20 protein-coding genes and 3 pseudogenes are annotated in these 25461 nt (G+C 69.2%); 6 read left to right on the top strand and 17 right to left on the bottom strand.

Going from position 1 to position 25461, the window contains the following annotated elements:
• Positions 1-14 precede the first annotated feature (14 nt).
• The 8 genes and pseudogenes from G6N10_RS17080 to G6N10_RS17115 form a co-directional block, all read right to left on the bottom strand.
• Positions 15-1024, bottom strand: a pseudogene (locus tag G6N10_RS17080) (IS3 family transposase); the annotation flags it as partial.
• Between the two features lie 26 nt (positions 1025-1050).
• Positions 1051-2370, bottom strand: coding sequence for an IS256 family transposase (locus tag G6N10_RS17085; protein WP_085100247.1), 1320 nt, complete (start codon positions 2368-2370; stop codon positions 1051-1053).
• 168 nt (positions 2371-2538) lie between these two features.
• A protein-coding gene (locus G6N10_RS17090; RefSeq protein WP_109750633.1) for an IS3 family transposase occupies positions 2539-3742 on the bottom strand; the annotation gives its coding sequence in 2 pieces (ribosomal slippage) (positions 2539-3487 and positions 3486-3742; 1206 coding nt in all).
• 262 nt (positions 3743-4004) lie between these two features.
• Positions 4005-5323: pseudogene (locus tag G6N10_RS17095) on the bottom strand (IS256 family transposase).
• A gap of 229 nt (positions 5324-5552) precedes the next feature.
• A pseudogene (locus G6N10_RS17100) lies at positions 5553-5900 on the bottom strand (IS1634 family transposase); the annotation flags it as partial.
• Positions 5901-6226: 326 nt separating this feature from the next.
• Positions 6227-6970, bottom strand: coding sequence for an ESX secretion-associated protein EspG (locus G6N10_RS17105; protein ID WP_133055179.1), 744 nt, complete (start codon positions 6968-6970; stop codon positions 6227-6229).
• Between the two features lie 58 nt (positions 6971-7028).
• Complete coding sequence (locus tag G6N10_RS17110; protein ID WP_133055180.1) at positions 7029-7538, bottom strand: hypothetical protein; 510 nt, start codon at positions 7536-7538, stop codon at positions 7029-7031.
• A complete protein-coding gene (locus G6N10_RS17115) occupies positions 7535-8740 on the bottom strand; it encodes a hypothetical protein (protein ID WP_133055181.1) in 1206 nt (401 codons plus the stop codon). The genes G6N10_RS17110 and G6N10_RS17115 overlap by 4 nt, the downstream gene beginning before the upstream one ends.
• Before the next feature lie 549 nt (positions 8741-9289).
• Between G6N10_RS17115 and G6N10_RS17120 the strand changes: the two genes are divergently transcribed.
• Both G6N10_RS17120 and G6N10_RS17125 read left to right on the top strand, forming a co-directional pair.
• Positions 9290-10615, top strand: a complete 1326-nt coding sequence (locus G6N10_RS17120; protein ID WP_085099878.1) for a flavin-containing monooxygenase — start codon at positions 9290-9292, stop codon at positions 10613-10615.
• Positions 10612-11499, top strand: a complete 888-nt coding sequence (locus G6N10_RS17125) for an alpha/beta hydrolase (protein WP_085099545.1) — start codon at positions 10612-10614, stop codon at positions 11497-11499. The genes G6N10_RS17120 and G6N10_RS17125 overlap by 4 nt, the downstream gene beginning before the upstream one ends.
• Here the strand turns inward: G6N10_RS17125 and G6N10_RS17130 are convergent.
• The 3 genes from G6N10_RS17130 to G6N10_RS17140 are packed head-to-tail and all read right to left on the bottom strand — an operon-like array spanning position 11496 to position 14976.
• Positions 11496-12941, bottom strand: a complete 1446-nt coding sequence (locus tag G6N10_RS17130; RefSeq protein WP_085099548.1) for a class I adenylate-forming enzyme family protein — start codon at positions 12939-12941, stop codon at positions 11496-11498. The two genes, G6N10_RS17125 and G6N10_RS17130, sit on opposite strands and share 4 nt — an antisense overlap.
• Positions 12942-12945: 4 nt before the next feature.
• A complete protein-coding gene (locus G6N10_RS17135; protein WP_085099551.1) occupies positions 12946-13767 on the bottom strand; it encodes a mycofactocin-coupled SDR family oxidoreductase in 822 nt (273 codons plus the stop codon).
• A gap of 3 nt (positions 13768-13770) precedes the next feature.
• Positions 13771-14976, bottom strand: coding sequence for an acyl-CoA dehydrogenase family protein (locus tag G6N10_RS17140; protein WP_109750609.1), 1206 nt, complete (start codon positions 14974-14976; stop codon positions 13771-13773).
• Positions 14977-15042: 66 nt separating this feature from the next.
• Here G6N10_RS17140 and G6N10_RS17145 point away from each other — a divergent pair, with 66 nt between their 5' ends.
• The 4 genes from G6N10_RS17145 to G6N10_RS17160 are packed head-to-tail and all read left to right on the top strand — an operon-like array spanning position 15043 to position 19316.
• The gene (locus tag G6N10_RS17145; RefSeq protein ID WP_085099881.1) at positions 15043-16254 is read left to right on the top strand and encodes an acetyl-CoA C-acetyltransferase; all 1212 of its coding nucleotides are present in this window, start codon (positions 15043-15045) and stop codon (positions 16252-16254) included.
• Between the two features lie 8 nt (positions 16255-16262).
• Positions 16263-17453 (top strand): acyl-CoA dehydrogenase family protein, encoded by a 1191-nt coding sequence (locus tag G6N10_RS17150; RefSeq protein WP_085099557.1) that lies wholly within the window; start codon positions 16263-16265, stop codon positions 17451-17453.
• Positions 17454-17457: 4 nt separating this feature from the next.
• Positions 17458-18132: a GntR family transcriptional regulator gene (locus G6N10_RS17155; RefSeq protein WP_085099560.1), complete on the top strand. Its 675-nt coding sequence runs from the start codon at positions 17458-17460 to the stop codon at positions 18130-18132.
• Positions 18129-19316, top strand: coding sequence for a CaiB/BaiF CoA transferase family protein (locus G6N10_RS17160; RefSeq protein ID WP_085099564.1), 1188 nt, complete (start codon positions 18129-18131; stop codon positions 19314-19316). Before G6N10_RS17155 ends, G6N10_RS17160 begins: the two co-directional genes overlap by 4 nt.
• Before the next feature lie 2 nt (positions 19317-19318).
• Here G6N10_RS17160 and G6N10_RS17165 read toward each other — a convergent pair whose 3' ends face one another.
• The 6 genes from G6N10_RS17165 to G6N10_RS17190 are packed head-to-tail and all read right to left on the bottom strand — an operon-like array spanning position 19319 to position 25461.
• Positions 19319-19813: a nuclear transport factor 2 family protein gene (locus G6N10_RS17165; protein ID WP_085099568.1), complete on the bottom strand. Its 495-nt coding sequence runs from the start codon at positions 19811-19813 to the stop codon at positions 19319-19321.
• Entirely contained in the window at positions 19810-20637 is an 828-nt protein-coding gene (locus G6N10_RS17170; protein ID WP_085099572.1) for a TIGR03619 family F420-dependent LLM class oxidoreductase, read from the bottom strand. Before G6N10_RS17170 ends, G6N10_RS17165 begins: the two co-directional genes overlap by 4 nt.
• Positions 20634-21464, bottom strand: coding sequence for an SDR family NAD(P)-dependent oxidoreductase (locus G6N10_RS17175; RefSeq protein ID WP_085099575.1), 831 nt, complete (start codon positions 21462-21464; stop codon positions 20634-20636). Before G6N10_RS17175 ends, G6N10_RS17170 begins: the two co-directional genes overlap by 4 nt.
• Positions 21465-21466: 2 nt before the next feature.
• Positions 21467-22468 carry a LacI family DNA-binding transcriptional regulator gene (locus G6N10_RS17180; protein WP_085099580.1) on the bottom strand — a complete coding sequence of 334 codons (1002 nt, stop codon included), beginning with the start codon at positions 22466-22468 and terminating at the stop codon, positions 21467-21469.
• Between the two features lie 22 nt (positions 22469-22490).
• Positions 22491-24008 (bottom strand): class I adenylate-forming enzyme family protein, encoded by a 1518-nt coding sequence (locus G6N10_RS17185; protein WP_085099583.1) that lies wholly within the window; start codon positions 24006-24008, stop codon positions 22491-22493.
• A complete protein-coding gene (locus G6N10_RS17190) occupies positions 23998-25461 on the bottom strand; it encodes a class I adenylate-forming enzyme family protein (protein ID WP_085099586.1) in 1464 nt (487 codons plus the stop codon). Before G6N10_RS17190 ends, G6N10_RS17185 begins: the two co-directional genes overlap by 11 nt.

A 25461-nucleotide genomic window follows, 5' to 3' on the forward strand; every position in this document is an offset into this window, starting at 1 on the left:
TCGACCGGGGTGAGTTAGCCGAGGGCGCGCTGACGGCGGCGCCGGTTGTACTTGGTCTCGATCCAGGTGACGATCGCCAGGGGCAGTTCCTCGCGGGTATCCCAGCGGCGGGTGTCGAGAACGTTCTTTTGCAGCAGGGCGAAGAACGACTCCATGGCGGCGTTGTCACCGGCAGCCCCGACACGCCCCATCGACCCGACCAGGCCGTTGTTCTTCACAAGGCGCATAACCCGTTTGGATCGAAATTGACTGCCCCGATCCGAATGACAGACCGTGCCGACCGGACAGCGCAGAGCGATCGCGTTACGCAGGGCCGAGGCCACCAGGGTGGAGCGCATGTGGCCGGCGATCGAGTAGCCACCAATCCGGTTGGAGAAGCAGTCCTTGACCGCACACAGGTACAGCTTGCCCTCACCGGTGCGATGCTCGGTGATGTCGGTGAGCCACAGCTGATTCGGGGCGGTGGCCGTGAACTCGTGGCGCACCCGGCCCTTGTCGTCAACGGCGGCCAGTAGGTCGTCGTGTACCGGTGGGCCGGGCTTGCCGGCCTTGCCCTTCTTCTTGTGGTGCGACGCGCTGATTCCGGCGACCTGGCACAACCGTGCGACCCGGATCTCCCCAGCGGCGATCCCGGCATCGGCGAGTTCATCGGTCAGGAATCGGTATCCGAGGGTGGGCTCGTCGACGTGCAGGCCATACAGGGCGTTGATCGCGTGCGCGTCGTCCCAGTCCCGCTGACACACGGGGTCTTTGAGCCACTTGTAGTACCCCTGGGTCGATAGGCCCAGGACCCGGCACGCCACCGCGGCCATCTCACGGACGAGCGGGAACACTATTTTCCCGGCAGATTCGCCTGCGACAGGTAAGCGGCCGCGCGACGCAGCACTTCGTTCTCCTGCTCAAGCAGCCGGTTGCGTTTCTTGAGTTCGCGCAGCTCGGCCTTCTCGGCACCGGTGGCACCGGCGCGCAGGCCGCCTTCGACGTCGGCGCTTTTGAGCCAGTTGTGCAAACTGGGGGGAGAAATTGTCAAGACCTGTGGATCGGGGTGTTTCAGGCGACCTCCGTTCCGGTGTGCTGATCGCCGCCTGAGGGCGGTTGTGGCGGGGTGATGTCGGTGGGTCGTTCGAGCAGTTTGCCTTTGTGGAAGACCGCGCCGGCACGGACCAGGGCGACCAGGTGCGGTGCGTTGACGGCCCGCCAACGCCCCTGGGCAGCGTCGATCAGCTTGTAGGCCATGGCAATCCCGGCCGCACGCGATCCCGGCCCTTTGGTGACTTTGGTCCGAAGTCGTACGGTGGCGAAGGTGGATTCGATCGGATTCGTGGTGCGCAGGTGGATCCAGTGCTCGGCGGGGTACTTGTAGAACTCCAGCAGAACATCGAGGTCGTCGACGATCTTGGCGACCGCCTTGGGGTACTTGGCCCCGAAGTCGACCTCGAATGCCTTGACCGCGACCTGGGCCTTGTCGATATCCTCGGCGTTATAGATGTCCTTGAGCGCCGCCAACGCCGACGGGTGCGCCGATTTCGGCAGTGCGGCAAGCACATTGGCTTGCTTGTGGAACCAGCAACGCTGCTCGCGCGTGGCGGGGAACACCTCACGGACCGCCTTCCAGAACCCCAGGGCGCCGTCGCCGACAGCCAGCACCGGGGCGGTCATCCCGCGCCGGCGGCAGTCGCGCAGCAGATCGGCCCACGACTCGGTCGACTCCCGATACCCGTCGGTGAGCGCGACAAGCTCCTTGCGGCCGTCAGCACGCACGCCGATCATCACCAGCAGGCACAGCTTGGTCTGCTCCAAACGGACCTTGAGGTGAATCCCGTCGACCCACAGGTAGACGTAGTCGGTGCCCGACAGATCCCGGCGCCCGAACGCGGCAGCTTCGTCCTGCCACTGCGCGGTCAACCGGGTGATCGTCGACGCCGACAACCCCGCACCCGAGCCGAGGAACTGCTCCAACGCCGGACCGAAATCGCCACTGGACAAGCCGTGCAGGTACAGCAGCGGCAGCACCTCGCTCATCTGCGGGGACTTGCGTGCCCAGGCGGGCAGGATCGCCGAGGAGAACCGCTGCCGCGCACCGGTATCGGGGTCCACGCGCCGGTCATTGACCCGCGGGGCTTTGACCTCCACCGCGCCGGCCGCGGTCAACACCTCACGCGGCTGGTGGTAGCCGTTGCGGACCACCAGCCGGTGGCCGTCCTCGTCGAGCTGGTCGGCGAACTGGGCCACGTAGGCGGCGACCTCGGCTTGGAGTGCCGCAGCCAGCATCTGCCGGGCGCCGTCACGGACGATCTCATCGAGCAACGACCGACGATCACCGCCGGTACTTTCGTTGGCCTCCCGGGCATCGTGAACTACGGTGAGCATGGGCGTACCTTCCCGAACCAGCGCGCCAACGCCGGCTCTTGATCAGACCTTGGGTATTCAGATCATCCTCGGGAAGGTGCGCCCACATTTCACGCCCCCTCACCGAGGCTCATCCACAGGTTCTGATCATTGCTCAAACTGGGGTTGCCCCCGTTCGGTAGACACCGGTTAAGCGGCTTCGTCCGCTTGATTAATCATCCGTGTCTCGAATTCCACTGGGCTGAGATAGCCGAGTGAACTATGGGACCGTCGCCAATTGTACACGTTCTCAATCCAATTCGCGACCGCGGTAATGGCTTCGGTGTGCGTGGTGAAGTGCCACCGGTGATAGAACTCTGTTTTCAGCGTCGACCAGAAACTCTCCTGCTGGGCATTGTCCCAACACACACCGGTTCGCCCCACCGACTGGCGCACATTCAATTCCTCGGCCACGTTGAACATCTGCGTGGAGGTGTACTGACAGCCGCGATCTGCATGGAACACCAGCCCTTTCAGCGGCCCGGTCACGGGGTCCCGGAACAGGTGCGCCCGGCGCAGCGCGGCCTCCACCACATCGGTGTGCAGGGTATCGGCGAACGCATACCCCAGCACCCGCCGCGAGCAACCGTCACGAACCGCGCACAGGTACAGCCAGCCCTCGTCAGTGCTCAGGTAAGTGATGTCAGACGTCCACACCTTGTTCAGTGCGCCTTGGTCGAATCGCCGGCCCACCAGGTCCGGCAACGTGTGCGCGCGGTCATCGACGATCGTGGTCGGCGGATGCCAGGTGCGCGGGCTGATGCCCTCGATCCCGTTGTCCGCCATTATCTTCGCCACCGTCTTGCGGGACACGACCTCTCCCTGCCGGCGCAGCGCCGCATGGATCCGCGGAGCGCCGTCGACCCCGTCGGATTCCTCGTGAGCGGCTTTGATCACCTCGGTCAGCTCGGCGCGCCGCCGCGCACGCGGGCCGAGCTCCTGCTCGCGAGACTTGACCCACTTGTAGTAGCCGGAGCGAGAGACCCCCAGCAGCCGGGCGCACCGGCTGACGGTGAACGTGGCCTTCTCCGCGTCGATCAGTGCGAACGCCTCGGCGGGTTCGGACCGGTCTCCTTCGCGAAGAAGGCAGCGGCTTTTTTAGGAATTCCCGATCCATCCGCAGTTCGGTGACTTCCACCCGTAGCCGTTCCAATTCCGCCCGCTCATCAATATCCAGAGCTTCCGGCGCGGAATCACGCTGCGAACGCTGAATTCCGACCCACCGGCCCAGCAACTGCTCACCGACCCCGAGTTCACGCGCCACCTCGGCAATCGACCGCCCGGTGTCAATCACCAGATTCGCGGCCTCACGCCGATATGCCGGCGTATACGACGCCCTCTTCTTCGCACCCACAACAACATCCTTTCCCGGCCGGCAGCACACTGCCAAACCAATCGGGATGTCTACCGAACGGGGGCAACCTCAAACCGGGACTCGACGCGCTCAGGATCAACCTCTACCGTGACCATCAGTGCCTCCGCGCACTACGCACGGCGTCACCGAGAACTCCGCCAAGAAATTCAGCGGTGACGCCGTGCACCCATCAGTTCCTCGACACACTGACGGTGCCGACCACCAAGATGAGGAATTGTCAATACCTGTGGATCGGCGTGTTTCAGGCGACCTCCGTTCCGGCTTGCTGATCGCCGTCTGAGGGCGGTGTCGGTGGGGTGATTTCGGTGGGGCGTTCGAGCAGTTTGCCCTTGTGGAAGACCGCGCCGGCGCGGACCAGGGCGACCAGGTGTGGTGCGTTGACGGCACGCCAGCGGGCCGCGGCGGCGTCGATGAGCTTGTAGGCCATGGCCAGACCAGCCGCACGTGATCCCGGCCCCTTGGTGACCTTGGTTCTCAAACGTACTGTGGCAAAGGCGCTTTCGATCGGATTTGTCGTGCGTAGGTGGATCCAGTGCTCGGCGGGATAGTGGTAGAACTCCAGTAGGGTGTCCAGATCGTCGGTGATCTTGGCGACCGCCTTGGGGTACTTGGCCCCGAAGTCGACCGTGAAGGCCTTGACCGCGACCTGGGCCTTGTCGATATCCTCGGCGTTGTAGATCTCCTTGAGCGCCGACAACGCCGACGCGTGCGCTGATTTTGGCAGGGCGGCAAGCACATTGGCTTGCTTATGAAACCAGCACCGCTGTTCTTTGGTGGCCGGGAACACCTCGCGTACCGCTTTCCAGAAGCCGAGTGCGCCATCGCCGACGGCGAGCACGGGTGCGGTCATGCCGCGTCGTTTACAGTCGCGCAGCAGATCAGCCCACGACTCGGTCGATTCCCGGTAGCCGTCGGTGATCGCCACGAGCTCTTTGCGGCCGTCCGCGCGCACGCCGAGCATCACCAGCAGACACAGCTTTTCCTGGTCCAGGCGGACCTTGAGGTGGATGCCGTCGACCCACAGGTAGACGTAGTCGGTGCCGACAGGTCCCGGGCGGCAAACGCGCGGGCCTCGTCCTGCCACTGGCTGGTCAGCCGGGTGATCGTGGTGGCCGAGAGCCCGGCACCCGAGCCCAGGAACTGCTCCAGAGCGGGGGTGAAGTCGCTGGTGGACAGCCCGTGCAGGTACAGCAGCGGCAGCACTTCGCTCATCTGCGGTGACTTGCGTGCCCAGGCCGGCAGGATCGCCGAGGAGAACCGTTTCCGGTCACCGGTGTCGGGGTCGACGCGTTTGTCGTTGACTCGCGGTGCTTTCACCTCAACTGCCCCGGCTGCCGTCAGCACCTCGCGGGCCTGGTGATAGCCGTTGCGGACCACCAGCCGATGCCCCTTCTCATCGAGCTGATCGGCGAACTGGGCCACGTAGGCGGCGACCTCAGCCTTCAACGCGGCGGCCAGCATCTGACGGGCGCCGTCGCGGACGATCTCGTCCAACAACGACCGACCAGCACCGCCAGTGCTTTCGTTGGCCTCGATGGCATCGTGAACTACGGTGAGCATGGGCGTACCTTCCCGAACCAGCGCGCCAACGCCGGCTCATGATCGGACCTTCGGATATTCAGATCATCCTCGGGAAGGTGCGCCCACTTTCACGCCCCCTCACCGAGGCTCATCCACAGGTTCTGATCATTGCTCCACCAAGATCAACCCCACCCCGACACCAACCACCACATCGGCAAGATCAATGACGCCACAACACCCCATGGCCGTCATCCCCAGTGACGGTCAACACCCAGTCGTAAATCGCGCCAATCACGTCGTAGAGCAGCCGCGAGTTTGTCGACGTGGTCCGCCCCGACGCCACCGGGGCACCTTTGGGAACACCGGCCGGCAACCGCAACGTGCCGGTCCGCCAATCGGCAACATCATCGACGCGGGCAGCGCGAACCGACACCTCGAAATCCAGGACATCTTGATCACCGGTGGCAATCCGGCGAGCACGTTCAAGCAGAACGCCCAGCTCGGCGGCGGTATGGGCAGAACCGACATGCTCGACCAACTCGTCACGGCGGCCGGACTTGCGCATCACCTGCACTGCCACCGCACCCGAGGCGGTGCGGACCTTGCGCACAAACACCCACCGGACCCTACCCCGTTAGTAAGCCAAAACCAGGCCACCCCTGAGCGAATACGCAGGTCAACGGGCTAGCCGCCCCATCACTCTGGCAAGCGACAGAGGTGTCCTAACTCAGGTCAAACCTGGGTACTAAGCAAAATGTCCAAACTCAGGCCTAAGTCAGGAGAATCTGCTGGGGTGTCCAAACTCAGGCCGAAATGCAGCGGAGGTGTCCTAACTCAGGCCGGGGTCCAGTTTGGCCGACTGTCACCACCACTCCGACCCGATGTTGCGCTTGCGCCAGAGCGGAACGAAATCATCGTCCGACCATGAGTTTGGGGTGGCAGCTACCAGTTGCTTTCCCGACGCCGCCGCAGCTCTGCGATGTCTTCCGCGATCAGACGATCGATCCGCTTACCTAGGATCTCCACCGTCCCGGGTACTGCGTGAGAGAAATCCGGCGCGTAGATGTAGTCGCCGTCCCCAGCGACATGCACCCAACCCACTGCGTCCTGGGCTGGGTCCAAGCCCCAACTACGAGCAGGATCGCAGCGCGACTGGGCTACCGCCATTGAGATCACATCGGCCCTTGCCACGGTCGTGCGTGCCGGTCGTTTTGAGACCACGGGTACGGTCTTGAACCCGCCGTCGTCGATCTCGGAAGTTCGGGTGGTCCCGCGCGGCCCGAGATCGACGAAAAATGGTGGGGCGACAATAAGGCTGTGAGTTCCTGGTGCCGTCAGGCCGACTGACGTCGCGACGGCGGACCCCAATTGGAGCGGGGGAACACTGTAGAGGTTGACGGTATTCTCATCGACACGCTGCGACGCAAGAAACCCAATTTGGTCTGCGCGGCATGCCGCGACACGAACAGTCCCGGACCTCGGGGGCAAGTAGTGGACCTGGCATTCAAGCCAGATATCGGCGTTGATGTATGCGGTGATCCAATTCTGAACGAATTTGAGATCACCACAGTGTAGCTGGTCCCAATAGGCGTCGCGTTCGCGTCCCTCATTCTGTCCCGGCGGCGTCCGGCCGAACAACGGATATGGAAGATTCTCGAGCCCCCTTAATTCGTAGATCACAGCCAAGTCGTCCAAGCTGACGCAGCCCAATAGGTCCAGTATTTCTGGTGCAGATGACACCGTTCTAGCCCTTGGACGGGGCGAGTGCCGCTGGCAGCCCCGGGCACATTTGGGCGAGACTGCCAGTTGCCTGATCGAGCAAGATCACGTTCTCCTGTGTGTGCGACTGTACTTCGCTAATTGGGGTGTCGGGATGTTTCGAAAGGTAGCGCTGAAGTTGGGCTGACTTCTCAGCAACACTTGCCCAAGAGAGCAATGCCTGCTTGATCTCCGGTTTGGAGACGGTGTCAGCTGTCGCGCGCAGCTTCGTGCCCATCGCCGTCTGGCTGCCGACCGAGTCTGAATCGTTCTCTGAACCCGCTGTGTCGAGGGCGCGGTCGTTGGCGGCCTCGACTAAGGCGACCATGGCGGACCACTGGACGCCGAGATTCTCCACAGTGGTGCAGTCATTCGCCGGGCGGTTCGAGTCGATATAGATCGACCAAATCGCCAATGACACCACCGCTGCGACTGCGGTGAGAGTGGCAGCCAACAGCCATGGGCGTCTGGCGTTGGATCTGGGCATCTCTTTCATGGTGAGGGAATTGATGGTAGAGGTGATCCGGTGGTCATCTGCGGTATTGTGGGGCCCTCGACAGCGGGCATGCCGGGGCCGACCATATGACTCTGGCCACCCATATCCGGGATATACAAGTTCAAGCCGGGATTTCTAGACATGATGGCAAAAATGCCGGAATTATCAATTTTTTGCCAGTCGTTTAGGCCCCAGAATGGCTGCGGTAATCCTGCAAGCTTACCGGTTGCTGCGACTTGTTTGACATGTTCGACTTCAATGTCGTGGTCTATCCATTGCGCCATATAGTATTTTCCGCCGTCTTGTATCCATTGAACGTGTCCAGGATTTGGCGTGAAGGTTTCTCCGGTAATGCGGAACTTATAGGACTCTTTACCGATGAGGGCCGGCTCGCCCCCCCGGACGCTTCCTGGCTGCGGTGATCCGATAGTTCGCATCCCAGTGCTCGCGCCGACGATCGGCTTGTCTAGCTGTCTGTGTTCGGCGGACGGAATTTGTGGTCCGTTGGGCGCTGTGGGGAAGTCGGGGAGTGTGTCGTAGGACCGTGAGCGATCGATTCTCCAGTGGCCGGTCAGCCTGCCGGAATCTTCGGGCGGTTGTAGGTCATTCTCGTCGGTGACGGGGTTCGGAATATCTTGGGGGAACGGGCCGCCAGCTGGACTCAGTGGTACGCGGTTGTCGACAAGCTGAACGCCACCCTGGCTAGGGTGACCGGTCAGCGGTTGCGCCCCGGCGCGTATCTCGCTGGCCGCGAACTGCTCGGCAGCGCTCCATTTTTGGGTGGCTTGCCGAATGGCCATTTCCTTTGTGGTGGCAACTGACTGATACTCGAGGTCGGTTGCAGTGACCCTCAGGTTGTCGCTGACGGCGAGCTTATTCGATGATCGAGTGTCGTCAATCAACTCAAGTACTGCCGATCGGGCTCTGATAACGTTGTCCATGGCTGTGGTTGCCCGGCGCTGCAAAACGCCGGTGGTATCAGCATCATCGGCGATAGTAGCGTTATGGCGGACCGCTGTCGTGACGATGGTTCCCGCGGTGTTGCCAGACCATTCGGGTGCCCGGACGGCACCAACGTAGGCGTCGCCATGTTCGGCAAGTCGTTGCACTGACTGAGGCCAGGCATTGATCAGGTTGAGTACTCGCTGTGGATCAGCCGCTCGAATATCGCTTTCGGTCCACTCGATCTGTGCATCAGACAATCTGCACTCCTGACTCATCGAGTGCGGTCACGCTTCGGTGATGAACGTTGGTTGCGTCGCCGGCTGCATAGATGCGACTTGCGCTTGCCTGGTTCAGTTGCGGAAGGACCTCGTTGGTGACCCACAAGGCAGCTACGAGCGACGGGCTCAGTCTGTGCCCGTCTGCGGCAAGTTCTTCAGCTGCGAGTGAATCGCCGACGTCGACGAGCACTCCTGGTATTCGGCCGACGTCTTCGCTAACTACCAAGTCCGTCACGATCAGTACCCCCAGTGCGTTCGTGTGCTCGGAAGTCGTCGCGAGACACTCCAACCAGTCCGACCGTAGCAGCTCAGTTGGGTTGCGCGTTTCGTTTGTTCGAACGCCCGCGCCATGGAAATGCTGTAAGACGTACCGTTGGAGTATCCGCAGAGACTGGAGTGAGGGTGAGTCGTCACCGGCGCGGGTTCGGGGATCGGCGTTGCGCTGCGCCGCGCGCCCTGGTGGCCCGCGGTGCCGAGGTGCTGCGCACCGACATCGGCGGTGACGCCGCCGCGCGCCGGGGGAACCGTATGAGGGCACTCGCCAATCCGAAAACGGCGATTATCGGCGCCGGTATTAGCGGGCTGACGTCGGCAAAGATGCTCAAGGACTACGGGGTGCCGCACACCGTGTTCGAGACGTCCGACCGGATCGGCGGCAACTGGGCGTTCGGCAACCCGAACGGCCGCAGCAGCGCCTACCGCTCGCTGCACATCGACACCTCCAAACATCGGTTGGCGTTCAAGGACTTTCCGATATCGGAGGATTTCCCGGACTTTCCGCACCACTCTCAGGTCAAGAGCTACCTGGACGACTACGCCGCGGCCTTCGGGCTGCTGGACGCCATCGAGTTCAACAACGGCGTGGTGCACGCCGCCCGGGACGGCGACGGCTGGGCGATCACCGACCAGGCCGGGGACACCCGGCGGTTCGACCTGCTGGTGGTCGGCAACGGGCACCACTGGGATCCCCGGCTGCCGGACTTCCCCGGCGAGTTCACCGGCGCGAGCATCCATTCGCACCACTACATCGACCCGAACACCCCGCTGCCGCTGACCGGCAAGCGGATCCTGGTGGTCGGCATCGGCAACAGCGCCGCCGACATCACCGTCGAATTGTCCTCGCGCGCCTTGGAGAACACCGTGACGCTGTCGACGCGGTCCAGCGCCTGGATCGTGCCGAAGTATCTCGGCGGCCAACCCGGCGACAAACTGTTCCGCACCACGCCGTACCTGCCGCTGTCCTGGCAGCGCAGGGCCGCCCAATGGTTCGCCCCGCTGGTCGGCGCCGACCCCACCACCTACGGGCTGCCGCCGGCCAACCACAAGCTGTTCGAGGCCCACCCCACCCAGTCGGTGGAGTTACCGCTGCGGCTCGGCTCCGGGGATGTGATCCCCAAACCCAACGTGACCCGGCTCGACGGCGACGTCGTGCATTTCGACGACGGCAGCTCCGATGTCTTCGACGTCATCATCTACGCCACCGGGTACAACATCACCTTCCCGTTCTTCGCCCCGGAGTTCCTCAGCGCCCCGGACAACCAGATCCGGCTCTACAAAAGGATGTTCGCCCCCGGCATCGACAACCTGGTGTTCGTCGGCTTCGCCCAGGCGATCCCGACGCTGTTCCCGTTCGTGGAATGCCAGAGCCGGCTGCTGGCGGCCTACGCCGTCGGCCGCTACGCGCTGCCGCCGGCCGCCGAGATGGAGCGGATCATCGACGCCGACCAGCGACTGCACGTCGGGCACTGCACCGACCGGCCGCGGCACACCCAGCAGGTCGACTACTTCTACTACGAGCACGACCTGCGCACCCGGGAGTTGCCCGCCGGTGCGCGCCGGGCGGGTGTCGGGTGACCGGCCGCGAGGTGCACTTCGACTCCGGTGGAGTGCGCTGCGCCGGCTGGCATTTCGCCGGATCCGGCGGCGCGCCGCGGCCCGCGGTGGTGATGGCGCACGGCTTCGCCGGCACCGCGGACTCCGGACTGCAACCGTTCGCCGAGCGGTTGCGCGGCGCCGGGCTGGACGTGCTGGCGTTTGACTACCGCGGCTTCGGCCGCTCCGAGGGCATTCCGCGGCAACGGATCTCTATCGATGACCAGCTCGCCGACTACCGGGCCGCGCTGGCGACCGCCGCCGCGCTGCCCGGCGTCGACGCGTCCCGGCTGGTGCTCTGGGGCGCCTCACTGTCCGGCGGACACGTGATCCGGCTGGCCGCCGGCCGCACCGACATCGCCGCGGTGATCGCGATGACGCCGATGACCAACCCGCTGGCCACCGGGGCGAAGGTGATCCGGCAATCCGGGGTGGCGGGCGCGCTGCGGGCCACCGGCCTGGGCGTGGGCAGCCGGATCGCGGCCGCCGCGGGCCGGCCCGGCCTGCTGATGCCGGTGGTCAGCGAGCCCGGCGGCGGGGGAGCGCTGGCGCTGGATGGCTGCCTGACCAGCTATCTGGGGATCGCCGGGCCCAGTTGGCGCAACGAGATCGACGCGAGTATCGGCATCGAGCTGTCCCGGATCAGCACCGCCCGGTACGCGCGGGCGCTGCGCACCCCGCTGCTGGTGCAGATCGCCGACTTCGACCGACTGGTGCCCGCGCACGCCGCGGCCCGCACCGCCGAGCTGGGCCGCGCGATCGTGCACCGCTACCCGTGCGACCACTTCGACGTCTGGCCGGGCAACGATTGGTTCGAGCACGCGGTGGCCGACCAGCTGCGGTTCCTGCGGCGGGTTCTCAGCTAACCGCGGTAGAGCTCCCGGACGGCGTCGAGCCGCACCTTCAGCACCGCGTTGCGCGGCAACTCCGCCACCCGCGCCACCGCGACCGGGACGTTCGGGGCCGGAAGTGCCTCGCGGACCAGGTCTTTGAGCACCTGCTCGCCCGGATCAGCCGCGCCGGAAAGCAATTCGACGGCGGCGAACGGTAGCTCGCCCAGCCGGGCATCGGGCACCCCGACGACGGCGGCGTCGGCGACCGCGGGGTGGGCCAGCAGCACCGCGCGAACCCGTTCGGGCAGCACCTTGAACCCGCCCCGGTTGATCGCGCCGTCGCCGCGGCCGTGCACGGTGAGGAACCCGTCGTCGTCGATGCAGGCGATGTCGGTGGTGTCGATCCACTCCGGGCCGATCGCCGCCACCCGGGCCGACAGCCGGCCGCGGGTCCCGGCGGGCAGTTCGGCGCCGTCGTCGCCGAGGATGCGGACCGCCACCCCGGGCAGCGGGCGGCCCACCGTGCCCACCTTGGTGTCGCCGAACTGGGCGCGCAGCTCCGGGGTCCAGCTGCACACCGTCCCGGCGAATTCGGTTGCGCCGTAGGCCCAGATCAGCGGAATGCGGTAGCGCGCCTCGAACGCGCGCTGCAGGGCTGGCTCCAGCGGCCCGGACCCGCCCGGCAGATACTCCAGGGAGGCCAGGTCCTCGGGCGGCACGTCGGCGTCCAGCAGCATCCGGATCACCGTCGGCGCCACCCCGCTCCAGCGGATCCGGTGCCGGCGCACCGCGTCCACCCACGGCGCGACCGCGAACCGCTCCAGCAGCACGATCCGCTGCCCGGAGTGCGCGGCGGCCAGCAGCTGGCAGACCCCGACGCTGCCGAACGGCCAGAACACCAGCGCGGGCGGATCGCCGGGATCGATGCGGCGGCCCAGCGTCATCCCGGCCACATTGTGTTCGAGCACCCGCTCCGGCAGCGCCACCCGCTTGGGTGGCCCGGTGGTACCGCTGGTCAGCAGCCGCAGGCCCGGATCCGGCGGCGCCGCCGGGCACTGGCTGGACCGGGACGTCAGCACCCGCGCCGGTGGCCCGATCGCGATCGCCGCGGACCCGGCCTCCCGCGCGGCTCGCCGGGCCGCGGGGCCCCAGTCCTGCTCGGCCGCAACGACGGCCGGCAGGCCCAGCGACCGGATGTCGGCGGCGATGCCCGCGTCGGACTGATGGGAGTAGATCATCGACACCCCGCGCCCGGCGGCAATGCCGCCGAGGATCACCGCGGCGTGCGGCACCCGGTTGCGCACCACCAACCCGATCGGTTCAGCGCCGCCGACCCCGGCCTCGCGCAGCGCCGATTCCAGCTCGGCGCCGATGCGCACCAGCTCATCGCCGCTGTGCCAAACACCGTCGAACTCGATGCAGTCCCGCGGTCCGTACCCGGCGATCCGCTGCGCCAGCGTCGAGGCGAATCCCATCGGATCAGTAGTGCGTCGAGCCCTGGTCGACCGAGATCGCGCTGGCGGTGATCAATTTCGACTCATCGCCGGCCAGCCAGCTCACCGTGTCGGCGATGTCTTCGGGCTCGGCCATCCAGGTGGTCAGGAACGGCGTCATCATGTGGGCGAGTTGCGGGTTGGATTCCATCGTCCGGGCGATCGACTCGATCATGGTGCCCGAGCCCATCGCCGAGTTCACCGGTCCGGGATGCACGCTGTTGACCCGGATGTCGTGCTTGCCGAGTTCGGCGGCGAACGCCCGGGCCATCCCGGTGACCGCGTGCTTGCTGGCGGTGTAGTGGATCATGAAGGGCTGCAGCTTGACCCCGGCCGCCGAGCTGATCAGGATCACCGAGCCACCGCGGCCGCCGTCGATGATGTGCTGCGCGCCGGCCATCACCGAGTTCCAGGTGCCGGTCACGTTGATGTCCAGCACATCCCGGAAATCGGTGGGGGTGATCTCGTTCCAGATCTGCGGTGCCGCCACGCCGGCGTTGGCGACGATGATGTCGAGCCGGCCGAGCTCGGCGACCCCGGCATCAACCGCTGCGCGCAGCGCCGCCAGGTCGCGGGTGTCGGCGACGGTGGTCAGGATCTGCTGGCCGGTCTTCTCCACCAACCGCGCGGTCTCCTCCAGATCCTCGGGGGTGGCCGGGTCATAGGGCACGCACGGGGGCAGCGGCGCGGCGATGTCGACGGCGATGATGTCGGCACCCTGTTCGGCCATCCGGATCGCGTGCGCGCGGCCCTGCCCGCGGGCGGCACCGGTGATGAACGCGACGCGTCCCTGCAGTCGTTTGGTCATGGCTCAACCTCCGTGGTTTGGCTTGGTGGCGTTCTTCTTGGCGGCGCGAACCAGGCCGCCGCCGATGATCAGTCGCTGGATTTCGCTGGTGCCCTCGTAGAGCCGCAGCAACCGGACGTCCCGGTAGATCCGCTCCACCGGGACCTCGCGCATGTAGCCGCTGCCGCCGTGTACCTGCACGGCGAGATCGGCGACGTTGCCGACCATTTCGGTGCAGAACAGCTTGGCCACCGACGGGGCCAGCCGGCGGTCCTGGCCGGACACCCACTTGGCGGCGGCGTCGCGGACCAGGGCCCGGCCGGCCGACACCCCGGTCTGCTGGTCGGCCAGCATGGCCTGCACCAGCTGAAATTCGCCGATCGCGGTGCCGCCCTGGGTGGCGGTCGCGGCGTAGGCCACCGATTCGTCGAGGGCGCGCTGGGCGGTGCCGACGGCGAGCGCGGCGATGTGCACCCGGCCGCGGGCCAGCGAGGTCATCGCGGCCCGGTAGCCGACGTCCTCGCTGCCGCCGACCAGCGCGGCGGCCGGCACCCGGACGTCGGTGAAGCCGACCTCGGAGGTCCAGGCGCCCTCCTGGCCCATCTTCTTGTCCTTCGGGCCGACCTGCACGCCGGGGGTGTCGGCGGGCACCAGGAACACCGCGATGCCCGGGCCGTCGGCGTCGGCGGGCCGGGTGCGGGCGAAGGTGACGAACAACCCGGCCAGCGGGGCGTTGGTGATGAAGCACTTGCGCCCGTTGATGATCCAGTCGCCGTCGGCGGTTTGTTCGGCGCGGGTGCGCAGCCCGGCCGGGTTGGAGCCGGCGCCCGGCTCGGTCAGCGCGAAGGAGGCGGTGGTCTCGCCGGAGGCGATCGAGGCCAGCCAGCGGGACTTCTGCTCGTCGGTGCCGAAGTTGACCAGCACCTGCCCGGCGATGCCGTTGTTGGTGCCGAACATCGACCGCAGCGCCAGGCTGGTGTAGCCCAATTCCATTGCCAGCTCGACGTCTTGGGCCAGGTTCAGCCCGAGTCCACCCCAGGCCTGCGGGATCGCGTAGCCGAACAGGCCCATCTCGGCGGCCTGGGTTCGAATGTCGTCGGGCACCAGGTCGCCCTCGGCGATCTCGTTTTCCCGGGGCACCACGACGGTGCGGACGAACTGGCGGGTCTGCTGGAGTATCGCGGCGAAGTCCTCGTCGTCGACCTCGGCGGCGGGGGTACCGGATGCCATCACATCAGATATCATATATGAAATATGATTGTTGGTGGTCGGCGGCGAGAGGAACACGTGAACGGCATGCGGGAAGCGGTGATCTGCGAACCGGTACGCACCCCGATCGGCCGCTACGGCGGGATGTTTGCCGGGCTGACCGCCGTCGACCTCGGCGTCGCGGCGCTGACCGGCCTGCTGGAGCGCACCGGCATCGCACCGGCCGACGTGCAGGACGTGATCCTCGGGCACTGCTACCCGAGCATGGAGGCCCCGGCGATCGGCCGGGTCGTCGCGCTGGACGCCGGGCTGCCGGTCACGGTGCCCGGCATGCAGATCGACCGGCGCTGCGGCTCCGGGCTGCAGGCGGTCATCCAGGCCTGCCTGCAGGTCGGCGCCGGCGCGCAGGACCTGGTGGTCGCCGGCGGCGCCGAGTCGATGAGCAATGTGGTGTTCCACTCCACCGACATGCGCTGGGGCGGCGCGCGCACCGGGATCAAGGTGCACGACGCGCTGGCCCGCGGCCGGACCACCGCCGGCGGCAAGCACCACCCGGTGGCCGGCGGCATGCTGGAGACCGCGGAAAACCTGCGCCGCCAGTACGGCATCGGCCGGGTAGAGCAGGACGAGCTGGCCGTCGCCTCGCACCGGCGGGCCGTCGCCGCCCAGCGCGCCGGCATCCTCGCCGAGGAGATCGTGCCGGTCTCGGTGCCGGCCCGCAACGCCGACCCGGTGCTCGCCGACACCGATGAGCATCCCCGCGCCGACACCACCGCTGAATCGCTGGCCCGGCTCAAACCCGTGCTGGGCAAACAGGATCCCGACGCCACCGTCACCGCGGGCAACTCCAGCGGGCAGAACGACGCCGCCGCGATGTGCGTGGTGACCACCCCCGAGCGGGCCGCCGAGCTGGGCCTGCGGCCGCTGGTGCGGCTGGTGTCCTGGGGGGTGGCCGGGGTGGAGCCCAAGCTGATGGGCATCGGCCCGGTCCCGGCCACCGCGCTCGCCCTGGCCGGCGCCGGCCTCACGCTGGCCGACATCGACGTCATCGAACTCAACGAGGCGTTCGCCGCCCAGGCGCTGGCGGTGCTGCGGGAATGGCGGTTCGCCCCGGCCGATCTGGAGCGCGTCAACGTGCACGGCTCCGGGATCTCGCTCGGGCATCCGGTCGGCGCGACGGGTGGGCGGATGCTGGCCACCCTGGCCCGGGAACTGCACCGCCGGCAGGCCCGCTACGGCCTGGAAACCATGTGCATCGGCGGCGGTCAGGGGCTGGCCGCCATCTTCGAACGCGTTTAGGAGCCACCGTGACCAAGCTCGCCCAGACCCTGGGTCTCACCGAGTTTCAGACCGAAATCGTCGCCGCGGTGCGGCAATTCGTTGATCGGGAGGTCATCCCGGCCGCCCAGGAGCTGGAGCACTCCGACACCTACCCGCAGGCCATCGTCGACGCGATGAAACAGATGGGCCTGTTCGGGCTGATGATCCCGCAGCAGTACGGCGGGCTCGGCGAATCGCTGCTCACCTACGCGCTGTGCGTGGAGGAACTCGCCCGGGGCTGGATGAGCGTCTCCGGGGTGATCAACACCCACTTCATCGTCGCCTACATGATCCGCCAGCACGGCACCCCAGCTCAGCAGCAGCACTACCTGCCGCTGCTGGCCACCGGCGAGCACCGCGGCGCCTTCTCGATGTCCGAGCCGGAACTGGGCTCCGACGTGGCGGCCATCCGCACCCGGGCCCGCCGCGACGGCGACGGCTACGTCATCGACGGGCAGAAGATGTGGCTGACCAACGGCGGCAGCTCCACCCTGGTCGCGGTGCTGGTCCGCACCGACGAGGGCGCGGAAAAGCCGCACCGCAACCTGACCGCCTTCCTGGTCGAAAAACCCACCGGCTTCGGCGAAGTCGTGCCCGGGCTGACCATCCCGGGCAAGCTCGACAAGCTCGGCTACAAGGGCATCGACACCACCGAGCTGATCTTCGACGGCTACCGCGCCGGCGCCGACCAGGTGCTCGGGGAGAAACCGGGGCAGGGCTTCTTCCAGATGATGGACGGCGTCGAGGTCGGCCGGGTCAACGTCTCGGCCCGGGCCTGCGGCGTCGGGCAGCGGGCCTTCGAGCTCGCGGTGCGCTACGCCCAGCAGCGCAACACCTTCGGCAAGCCGATCGCCGAGCATCAGGCCATCGCCTTCCAGCTCGCCGAGATGGCCACCAAGGTGGAGGCCGCGCACCTGATGATGGTCAACGCGGCCCGGCTCAAGGACTCCGGGGAACGCAACGACGTCGCCGCCGGGATGGCCAAGTACCTGGCCTCGGAGCTGTGCGCCGAGGTCACCCAGCAGAGCTTCCGGATCCACGGCGGCTACGGCTACTCCAAGGAGTACGAGATCGAGCGGCTGATGCGCGACGCCCCGTTCCTGCTGATCGGCGAGGGCACCAGCGAGATCCAGAAGCAGATCATCAGCCGCCGGCTGCTCGACGAGTACCGGATCTGAGCCGATGAGCGCCCCGCAGTTCGGCCCCCGGCCGCAGCTGGCCGCCGACGTGGCCCGGTTGATCCGGGCCCGGATCTTCGACGGCGGCTACCGCTCCGGCGGCTACATCCGGCTCGACCAGCTGGCCGCCGAACTCGGCATCAGCGTCACCCCGGTCCGCGAGGCGCTGTTTCGGCTGTGCGCGGAGGGCCTGCTGACCCAGCGCCCGCACCGCGGCTTCATGGTCGCCCCGGTCACCGCCCGCGACATCGCCGACGTCGCCGACGTGCAGGCCTACATCGGCGGCGAATTGGCCGGCCGGGCCGCCGAACTCATCGACGAGACCGAACTGGACCGGCTGGCGCAGGTGCAGGACCGGCTGGAGGACGCCTACCTCGCCGACGACCCGGAGCTGGCGGTGACGCTCAACCACGACTTCCACCGCGGCATCAACCGGGCCGCGCAGTCCCCGAAGCTGGCCCAGCTGATGTCCCAAACCACCCGCTACGCACTGGAATCGGTGTACCCCACGGTGGCGGGCTGGCCCGAGCAGTCCAACCACGACCACCGCCGGGTGCTGGCGGCGCTGCGCGGCCGCGACCCGCAGGCCGCCCGCACCGCGATGAACGAGCACCTGTGCGCGGCGGTGCACCCGCTGCTCGAGCACCTGCAGCGCACCGGTGTCCTGGAGGACCAGTGACGGGCGTGCTTGAGGGAATCCGGGTGCTGGACTACGGCCGGTTCATCGCCGCGCCGTGGTGCAGCGCGATCCTGGCCGATATGGGCGCCGACGTGCTGCGGGTGGAGAAACGCGAGGGCGGCGAGGACCGCTGGGTGCAGTCGGTCACCGACAGCGGCGAGGGTGGCACCTTCCTGCAGTGCAACCGCAACAAGCGCTCGCTGACCCTGGACTCCACCACCGAGCAGGGCGCGGAGATCACCCGGCGGCTGGTGGCCCGCTCCGACATCGTGATCGCCAACATGCCCGCCGCCGGCATGCGGGCCAGCGGCCTGGACTACGACACGCTGCGCGCCATCAAACCCGACATCATCCTGGCCAGCGCCACCGCCTACGGCGAGGGCGGCCCGTACAGCGACCGGATCGGCTTCGACGGGGCCGGCCAGGTGATGTCCGGCGCGGTGTACCGGCAGGGCCTGCCGGAGCTGCCGATCCGAACGGTGGTGCCCTACGCGGACTTCGGCACCGCGCTGACCCTGGCGATCGGGGTGATGATGGCGCTGTACCACCGGGACCGCACCGGGACCGGCCAGCACGTGGAGAGCGCGCTGCTGCCGACGGCGATGATGCTGTCCAACGCGCACCTGATCGAGCGCGACCTGCTCGGCATCGACAAGCCGCGGATGGGTAACCGCGGCGCCTCGGTGGCGCCGTGCGACCTGTACCGCACCGCCGACGACCAGTGGGTGCTGCTGCAGATCGCCGGGGCGCCGATGTTCAAGCGCTGGTGCCGGCTGGTCGGCCGCCCGGAGCTGTTCGAGGATCCGCGGTTCGCCGACGACGACCTGCGCTGGCAGCACGGGGACCTGCTCAACGACCTGATGGCGGACTGGTGCGCGCAACGCACCAAGGCCGAGGTGCTGGCCGCGCTGATGGACGCGAAACTGCCTGCCGCGCCGCTGCATTCAACCCAGGATGTGCTCGACGATCCGCATGTCGCGGCGATGGGCTATCTGCAGCGGGTGCCGTTTCCCGGCGCCGCCCACGACGTGCCGATCATCGAGACGCCGTTTCGGATGTCGGGGACCCCGGGCAGCATCCGCCGCCGGGCCCCGCTGCTCGGCGAGCACACCGACGAGGTGCTCGACGAGATCGGCTACGACCCGGGGCAGGTGGCGCGGCTGCGGGCCGACGGCATCGTCTGAGCTCAGCCGGCGGGGCCGGCGGCACGGCCCAGCAGCTCGCGACCGGCCGGGTCGCCGTCCAGCGCCCGGGTGCTGCGGGCGGTGATCTGCCAGCGGCCGTCGCCGCGGGCCAGCCGGAAATGGTTGGCGCTGGCGCGGGCCACCACCCAGCCGCGGTCCCGGTGCCGGATCAGCAGTGACTCGCAGACCGCCTCGGCCTCGTCGCCGTCGACCCGGATCCGGGCCGGGCCCAAAAAGTGCGCGCTGCCCGCGGTGATCAGCGACTGGTGCGCCGCCGAGTTCACCATCGCGGCCAGCTCGGCGCGCCCGTGCATCGCCCAGCCCTCCACCAGGTAACTCCCGTCCGGGCTCCACAATTCGGCCACCGCGGTGGCGTCCCCGGCGTCCACCAGCGGCCCGTAGGCGGCCAGCAGCTGCTGGATCTCCAGCAGGTCGGCCAGCTCGCGGACCCGCCGCTCCAGCCGGTCCAGCCGCTGCTCGGCCGATTCGCCGGTCACAGCGCACCGGCGATGGTCTGCAGCTCGGCGAGCTGATCGCAGTAGTGCCCGGCGTCGGTGGCGCGGATCGGGCAGGTCGCGATGGTCGCCCCGGCGGCCCGCAGCCGGCTCAGCGCCCGCTCGGCTGCCGCGGCGTCACCGAGCGGATCCAGCGCGCGGCCGGGGGACAGCACCACCTCGAAGCCGGCCGGCGGTTGCTGCCGCCGCAGGTACTCCGCGACGGTGTCGGGGGCCAGCCCGAACGGGGCCCAGCCGGTGCCGAGGGTGACCGCCCGGCGCAGCGAGCGCAGCGTCCGCCCGCCCACCCACATGGTCAGCTCGGTGGAACCGGCGTGCGGTTCGACGACCATGCCGTCGACCTCCCGGCGTCCCCAGGCCGCCCGCAGCGCGACCATGGCGTCGTCGGCGGCGGCGCCGCGGTCCTGCCACTGCGCGCCGAGCAGGGCGAACTCCTCGGCCAGCGAGCCGACCCCGACGCCGAGGATGACCCGCCCGCCGGACAGCCGGTCCAGGGTGCCGTAGCTCTTCGCGATCGCCAGCGGATGGTGGTAGCCGAGCACCAGCACCGAGGTGGCCAGCCGGATCCGCCGGGTGTGCGCGGCCAGAAAGGACAGCGTGGCCAGCGGATCCCAGTACACCGTGCCGCGCGAATCGGCGGCCTCGGCCGGGACGGCCACATGCTCGGCGCAGGTCAGGTGGGTGTAGCCGAGTTCGTCGGCGGCCGCGGCGATCCGGGCCAGCTGCTCGGGCCCGGCGGTGGCCTCCCACGGCGAGGCGACCCCGGGCTGCTGCAGGACCACCGGGGTGGCCAGCCCGAGCCTCACTCGGGCTTCCGGTTCATCAGCCGGCGCATCGCCGCGTCGTTGCCGGCGACGGTCGCGGTGCGGTCCGGGTTGCCGTGCGCCTCGGCGAGCCGGGCGTGCCGGGCGACGACGTGCACCGGCCCGCTGCCGAGCGCCGCGAGCCCCTCGGCGGCCACCTCGTCGGGCTCGGACACCCGCAGGCCGGGGGCCTCGAAGTTCAGCCCGACCCGCGACATCGCCGGGGTGCGGGTCACCCCCAGGACCAGCTCCAGGACGTCCACGCCGTGATCGCGCAGCTCCAGCCACAGCCCCTCGGCGAAGATCCGGCCGAACGCCTTCACCCCGCCGTAGACGGTGTGCCGCACCGAACCGAGGTAACCGGCCAGCGACCCGACCAGCAGGATGCCGCCGCGGCCGCGCTCGCGCATCGGTGCGCCGAAGTGCGCCACCAGGGCCAGCGGGGTGGTGATGTTCAGGTCGATGACCCGGCCGAACGCGGCCAGGTCCCCGTCGAGGAACTCCGCGCTGTGGGTGTTGGCGCCGGCGTTGTGCACCAGCAGCCCGACCTGCACGTCGGCGACCGCTTCGGCCACCGCGTCGGCGGATGCCGGATCGGACAGGTCCACCGACAGTTCCCGCACCTGCACCCCGAGTTCCCGGCATTCCCGGGCGGTTTCGGCCAGCGGACCGGGTTTGCGGGCCACCAGCAGCAGGTTCAGGCCGGCCTCGGCGAGCCGGCGGGCGAAGGCCCGGCCGACGCCCTCGGAGCCGCCGGTGATGACCGCCCACGGCCCGTAGCGGGCGGCGTCGAACTCGGCGGGCGGCGGGGTGGATTCGGTGCTTGTCATGTTCAGGCCGATTCTCGTAGGACCAGTCGGGCGATGTCGGTGGGGGTTGGCGGGGTCGGGGAGGGGTAGCCGAGTTCGCCGCGGACGGCGGCCAGCGCGGCGTCGGCGACCGCGCCCGGGTCGAACTCGACGGTGGTCAGCGGCGGCGAGGCGATGGCGCCGGCCGGGCCGGCGTCGACGCCCATCACCGCCAGGTCGGCCGGGCAGCGCAGCCCGGCCGCCCGGATGCCGTGCAGCACCAGGCAAGCGATCTCGTCGCTCTGCCCGCAGACCGCGGTGATTCCGTCGCGGTGCCAGCCGGCGACCACCTCGGCGGCGTTGTCGACGGTGACCGCGGCCGAGGCGACCGGCGGCAGCCCGCCGGCCTCGGCGGCCCGGGTGATGCCCTCGAACCAGAAGTCGCCCAGCGCCCGCCACTTGTCGACCCCGGTGTAGGCGAACGCGATGCGCCGGTGCCCCTGGGACATCAGGTACTGCACCCGCAGCGTGCCGATCCACAGGTGCGGATCGCCGAGCGCGGGCAGCGTGCCGATCTCGATGTAGGCGACCCCGGCGGCGGCCACCGCCCGGCGCGCGGCCGGGCTCAGCGGGAACAGGCTGGTCACCGCGATCGGATCGAGATTGCGGATGGCCTCCACGACGTGCTGGTCGTCCTCGGTCTCGAACACCTGCACCTGCAGCAGCCCCAGCTTGGCCAGTTCGGTGGTCATCCGGCTGCCCGCCAGCATCGGCATCTCACCGACCGCCACCCGCGGGATGACGTAGAGCACCACCCCGCTGCGGCCGCTGGCCAGGTTGCGCGCCGCGGCGTGCGGCCGGTAGCCGAGTTGGTCGGCGGCGCGCTGCACCGCGGCCCGGGTCCGCTCGGAGATCCGCCGGCCGACCGAGTGGTTGAGCACGTAGCTGACCGTCGCCGTCGAGACGTTGGCCAGCCGGGCCACATCGGCGTGGGTGGGCCGGGGCGGCCGGGTCACCCCGGCCGCCTCACCGTCCACATCGGCCATGCCTCATGGTGGCACAGCACGCTCAGCTGTCGGCCAGCAACCCGCGCAGCGCGGGCAGGTCCGGCTTGCCGCTGGCCAGCAGCGGAATCTCGGCGGGCCGGCAGAGCAGGAACCGGCGCGGCACCTTGTAGGCCGACAGCTCTCGGCGCAGCGCCGCCCGCAGCGCGGGCAGGTCGACACCGGCCGGATCCTCGGTGGCGATGACGGCGGCGACCAGCTCGCCGCGCTCGGCGTCGGGCAGGCCCAGCACGTACACCGCGGCGGCGTCGCCGAGCAGTCGCAGCACCGCGTCCTGCACCTCGGTGGGGGAGACGTTGGCGCCGGCGGTCTTGATCATCGCGCCGCGCCGGCCCAGGAAGTAGTAGTAGCCGTCCGGGTCGGTGCGGACCAGGTCGCCGGTGTGGAACCAGCCGTCGGCGTCGAAGCAGTCCGCCCGCGGCACCCGGTGATAGCCCTGCATCAGGTACGGCCCGCGCAGGCACAGCTCGCCGGGCGCGCCGACCGGTACCGGGGCGCCGGTCCGCGGGTCGAGCACCGTGGCCTCGAAGCCGGGTGCGGGCCGGCCGAAGGAGCCCCGGCGGTGCTCGGGCTGATCGCGCTCGTCGCCGTCGATCAGCACCACCGAGCCGGCCTCGGTCATCCCGAGCAGGTTGTGCCGCAGCGCCGGGTCGGCGGGCCGCAGCTCCGCGGGCATCAGCGGATACAGGTTGCCGCGGCGCAGCGTGGACAGGTCGCGGCCGGCGAAGCTGGGGTGCCGGGCCAGCTGCGCGACCCCGGCGGCGAAGCCGTTGCCGACGGTGGGCCGCTCGCGCTCCAGCAGATCCAGCGTGGCGCTCGGGTCGGTGGCGTTCGAGCAGATCAGGGTCGCCCCGGCGGTCAGGGTGGCCAGCAGCGCGAACGCGAAGCCGCCGACCCAGCAGAACGGCGAGTTGCAGAACAGCCGGTCCGCGGCGGTCAGGCCGCGGACCGCGTTGAGCCGGCGCTGCTGCGCCAGCAGCCCGGCCTGGCCGAGCAGCACGCCCTTGGGGTGCCCGGTCGAGCCGGAGGTGTAGATGAGCGCCATCGGATCCTCGGGCGTCACGGCCGCCTCGGCGGCGGCCAGCGCGTCCGGGCCGGCGGCGGGCGCCCGGGCGTCGAGGTCGAAGCACACCGGCAGCTCGGGGGCGGCCTCGGCGAGCCTGCGGCGGTAGTCGTTGCCGCGGAAGGCCGGCGTGGCCAGCATCAGGGTGATGTCGGAATGGCCGATCTGGTAGCGCAATTCGGCCGGGGCGGCCAGGGTGGAGAAGCCGACGGTGACCGCGCCGATCCGGGCGGCGGCGAACGCCGCGACGACGAACCGCGGGCCGTTGGGGTGCAGTACCCCGACGTGGTCGCCGCGGCCGATGCCGCGGGCCAGCAGGATCCGGGCCAGCGCCGCCGAGCGGCGCTCGGCCTCGGCGTAGCTCAGCTTCTCGTCGTCGCAGACCAGCAGCGGGTGCCCGCCGCGGGCGGCGGCCCGGGCCCGCAGCAGCGGGGCCAGCGTGCCGGGGTCAGCCGCCATGGCCGGCGAAGTGGGCCCGCACCGCGCCGAGATCGGGTTTGCCCGACGGGGTGCGCGGAATGTCGGCGACGACGGCGAACTCCGCGGGGATCTCGTAGCGGGCCAGCCGCTGGCCCAGGTAGTCGGCCAGCGCCTCCGGGCCGGGGATCGGCTCGGCGTCCTCGCGCAACTCGACCATGGCGACCGGGATTTCGCCCAGCCGCGGGTCGGGCCGGGCGACCACGGCCGCGCCGCGCACCGCCGGATGGGTCTCCAGGGCGGCCCGCACGTCGTCGGGCAGCACCTTGAACCCGCCGCGGATGATCGCCTGGTCGGCGCGGCCGAGGATCCACAGGAAGCCGTCGGCGTCGATCCGGGCCAGGTCGGTGGTGCGCAGCCAGTCGGCGCCGGCGCCGAGCTGGGCGGGGATCACCTCCAGCACCCCGACGGTGTCGGCGGGCAGCACCGCGCCGGTCTCGTCGACCACCCGCAGCCGGGCGCCCGGGTTGGCCCGGCCCACGCTGCCGCGCTTGGCGGCCCAGTGCTGCCGGTGATCGGCCAGCGTCCAGCCGGCCACCCCGCCGCCGAATTCGGTTGCGGCATAGGAGGTCAGCACCGGGATGCCGAACTTGTCGGCGAACGCCTCGGCGTCCTCGGCGGACAGCGGCGCGGTGCCGGAGGTCACCACCTGGACCCCGGCCAGGTCCGCGCGGGTCAGCTCCGAGTGCAGCACCATCCGCAGTGCGGCGGGCACCAGGGAGACCGCCCGCGGCCGGTGCTCGCGGACCGCGGCGATCCATGGGCCCAGCTCGAAGCGGTCCAGCAGCACGAACGGCCGGGCCTCGCTGAGGCACAGCAGCACCCGGAACACCCCGCCGACGTGTACCAGCGGCGAGTTGACGATCGCCACCCCGCGGCGCGGCGCGGTGGGGGCCGGGGCGGTCTCCGGATCCGGGCCGATCACGCTGCGGGCCAGCATGTCGTAGCCGAGGTCCACCCGCTTGGGCGGGCCGGTGGTGCCGCTGGTCAGCATCCACACCGCCACCCCGGGCCGGCCCGGATCCGGCGCCGGATCGGTGGCGGGGTGCACCGCGGGGGCCTGGCCGAGCTCGCCGAGGCCGATCGTGGTGGTGCCCGGCGCGCCGGTGCCCAGGGCGGCCAGGTCCTCGGCCGACCCGATCAGCACCGGCAGGCCCAGGCTGCGCAGGTCGGCGCGGGTCCGCTCGTCGCCGCGGGACGGGTTGATCACCACCACGGTGCCGCCGGCCGAGAGCACCCCGAGCAGCGCGGCGACGTGCGCGGGCCGATTGCGCAGCATGATGCCGACCCGGGCGCCGGGGCCGACGGCGTCGGCGATCGCCGCGCCGGCCGCCCGCAGCTCGCCCCAGGTCGACCAGGCGCCCCGGTACTGCAGCGCCGGGGCGGCCGGGTCCAGGGCCAGCACATCGAGGATGCGCCTGCTGAGCGGGTGCAC

The sequence above is a fragment of the Mycolicibacterium fallax genome, assembly GCF_010726955.1.
Taxonomy (GTDB): domain Bacteria; phylum Actinomycetota; class Actinomycetes; order Mycobacteriales; family Mycobacteriaceae; genus Mycobacterium; species Mycobacterium fallax.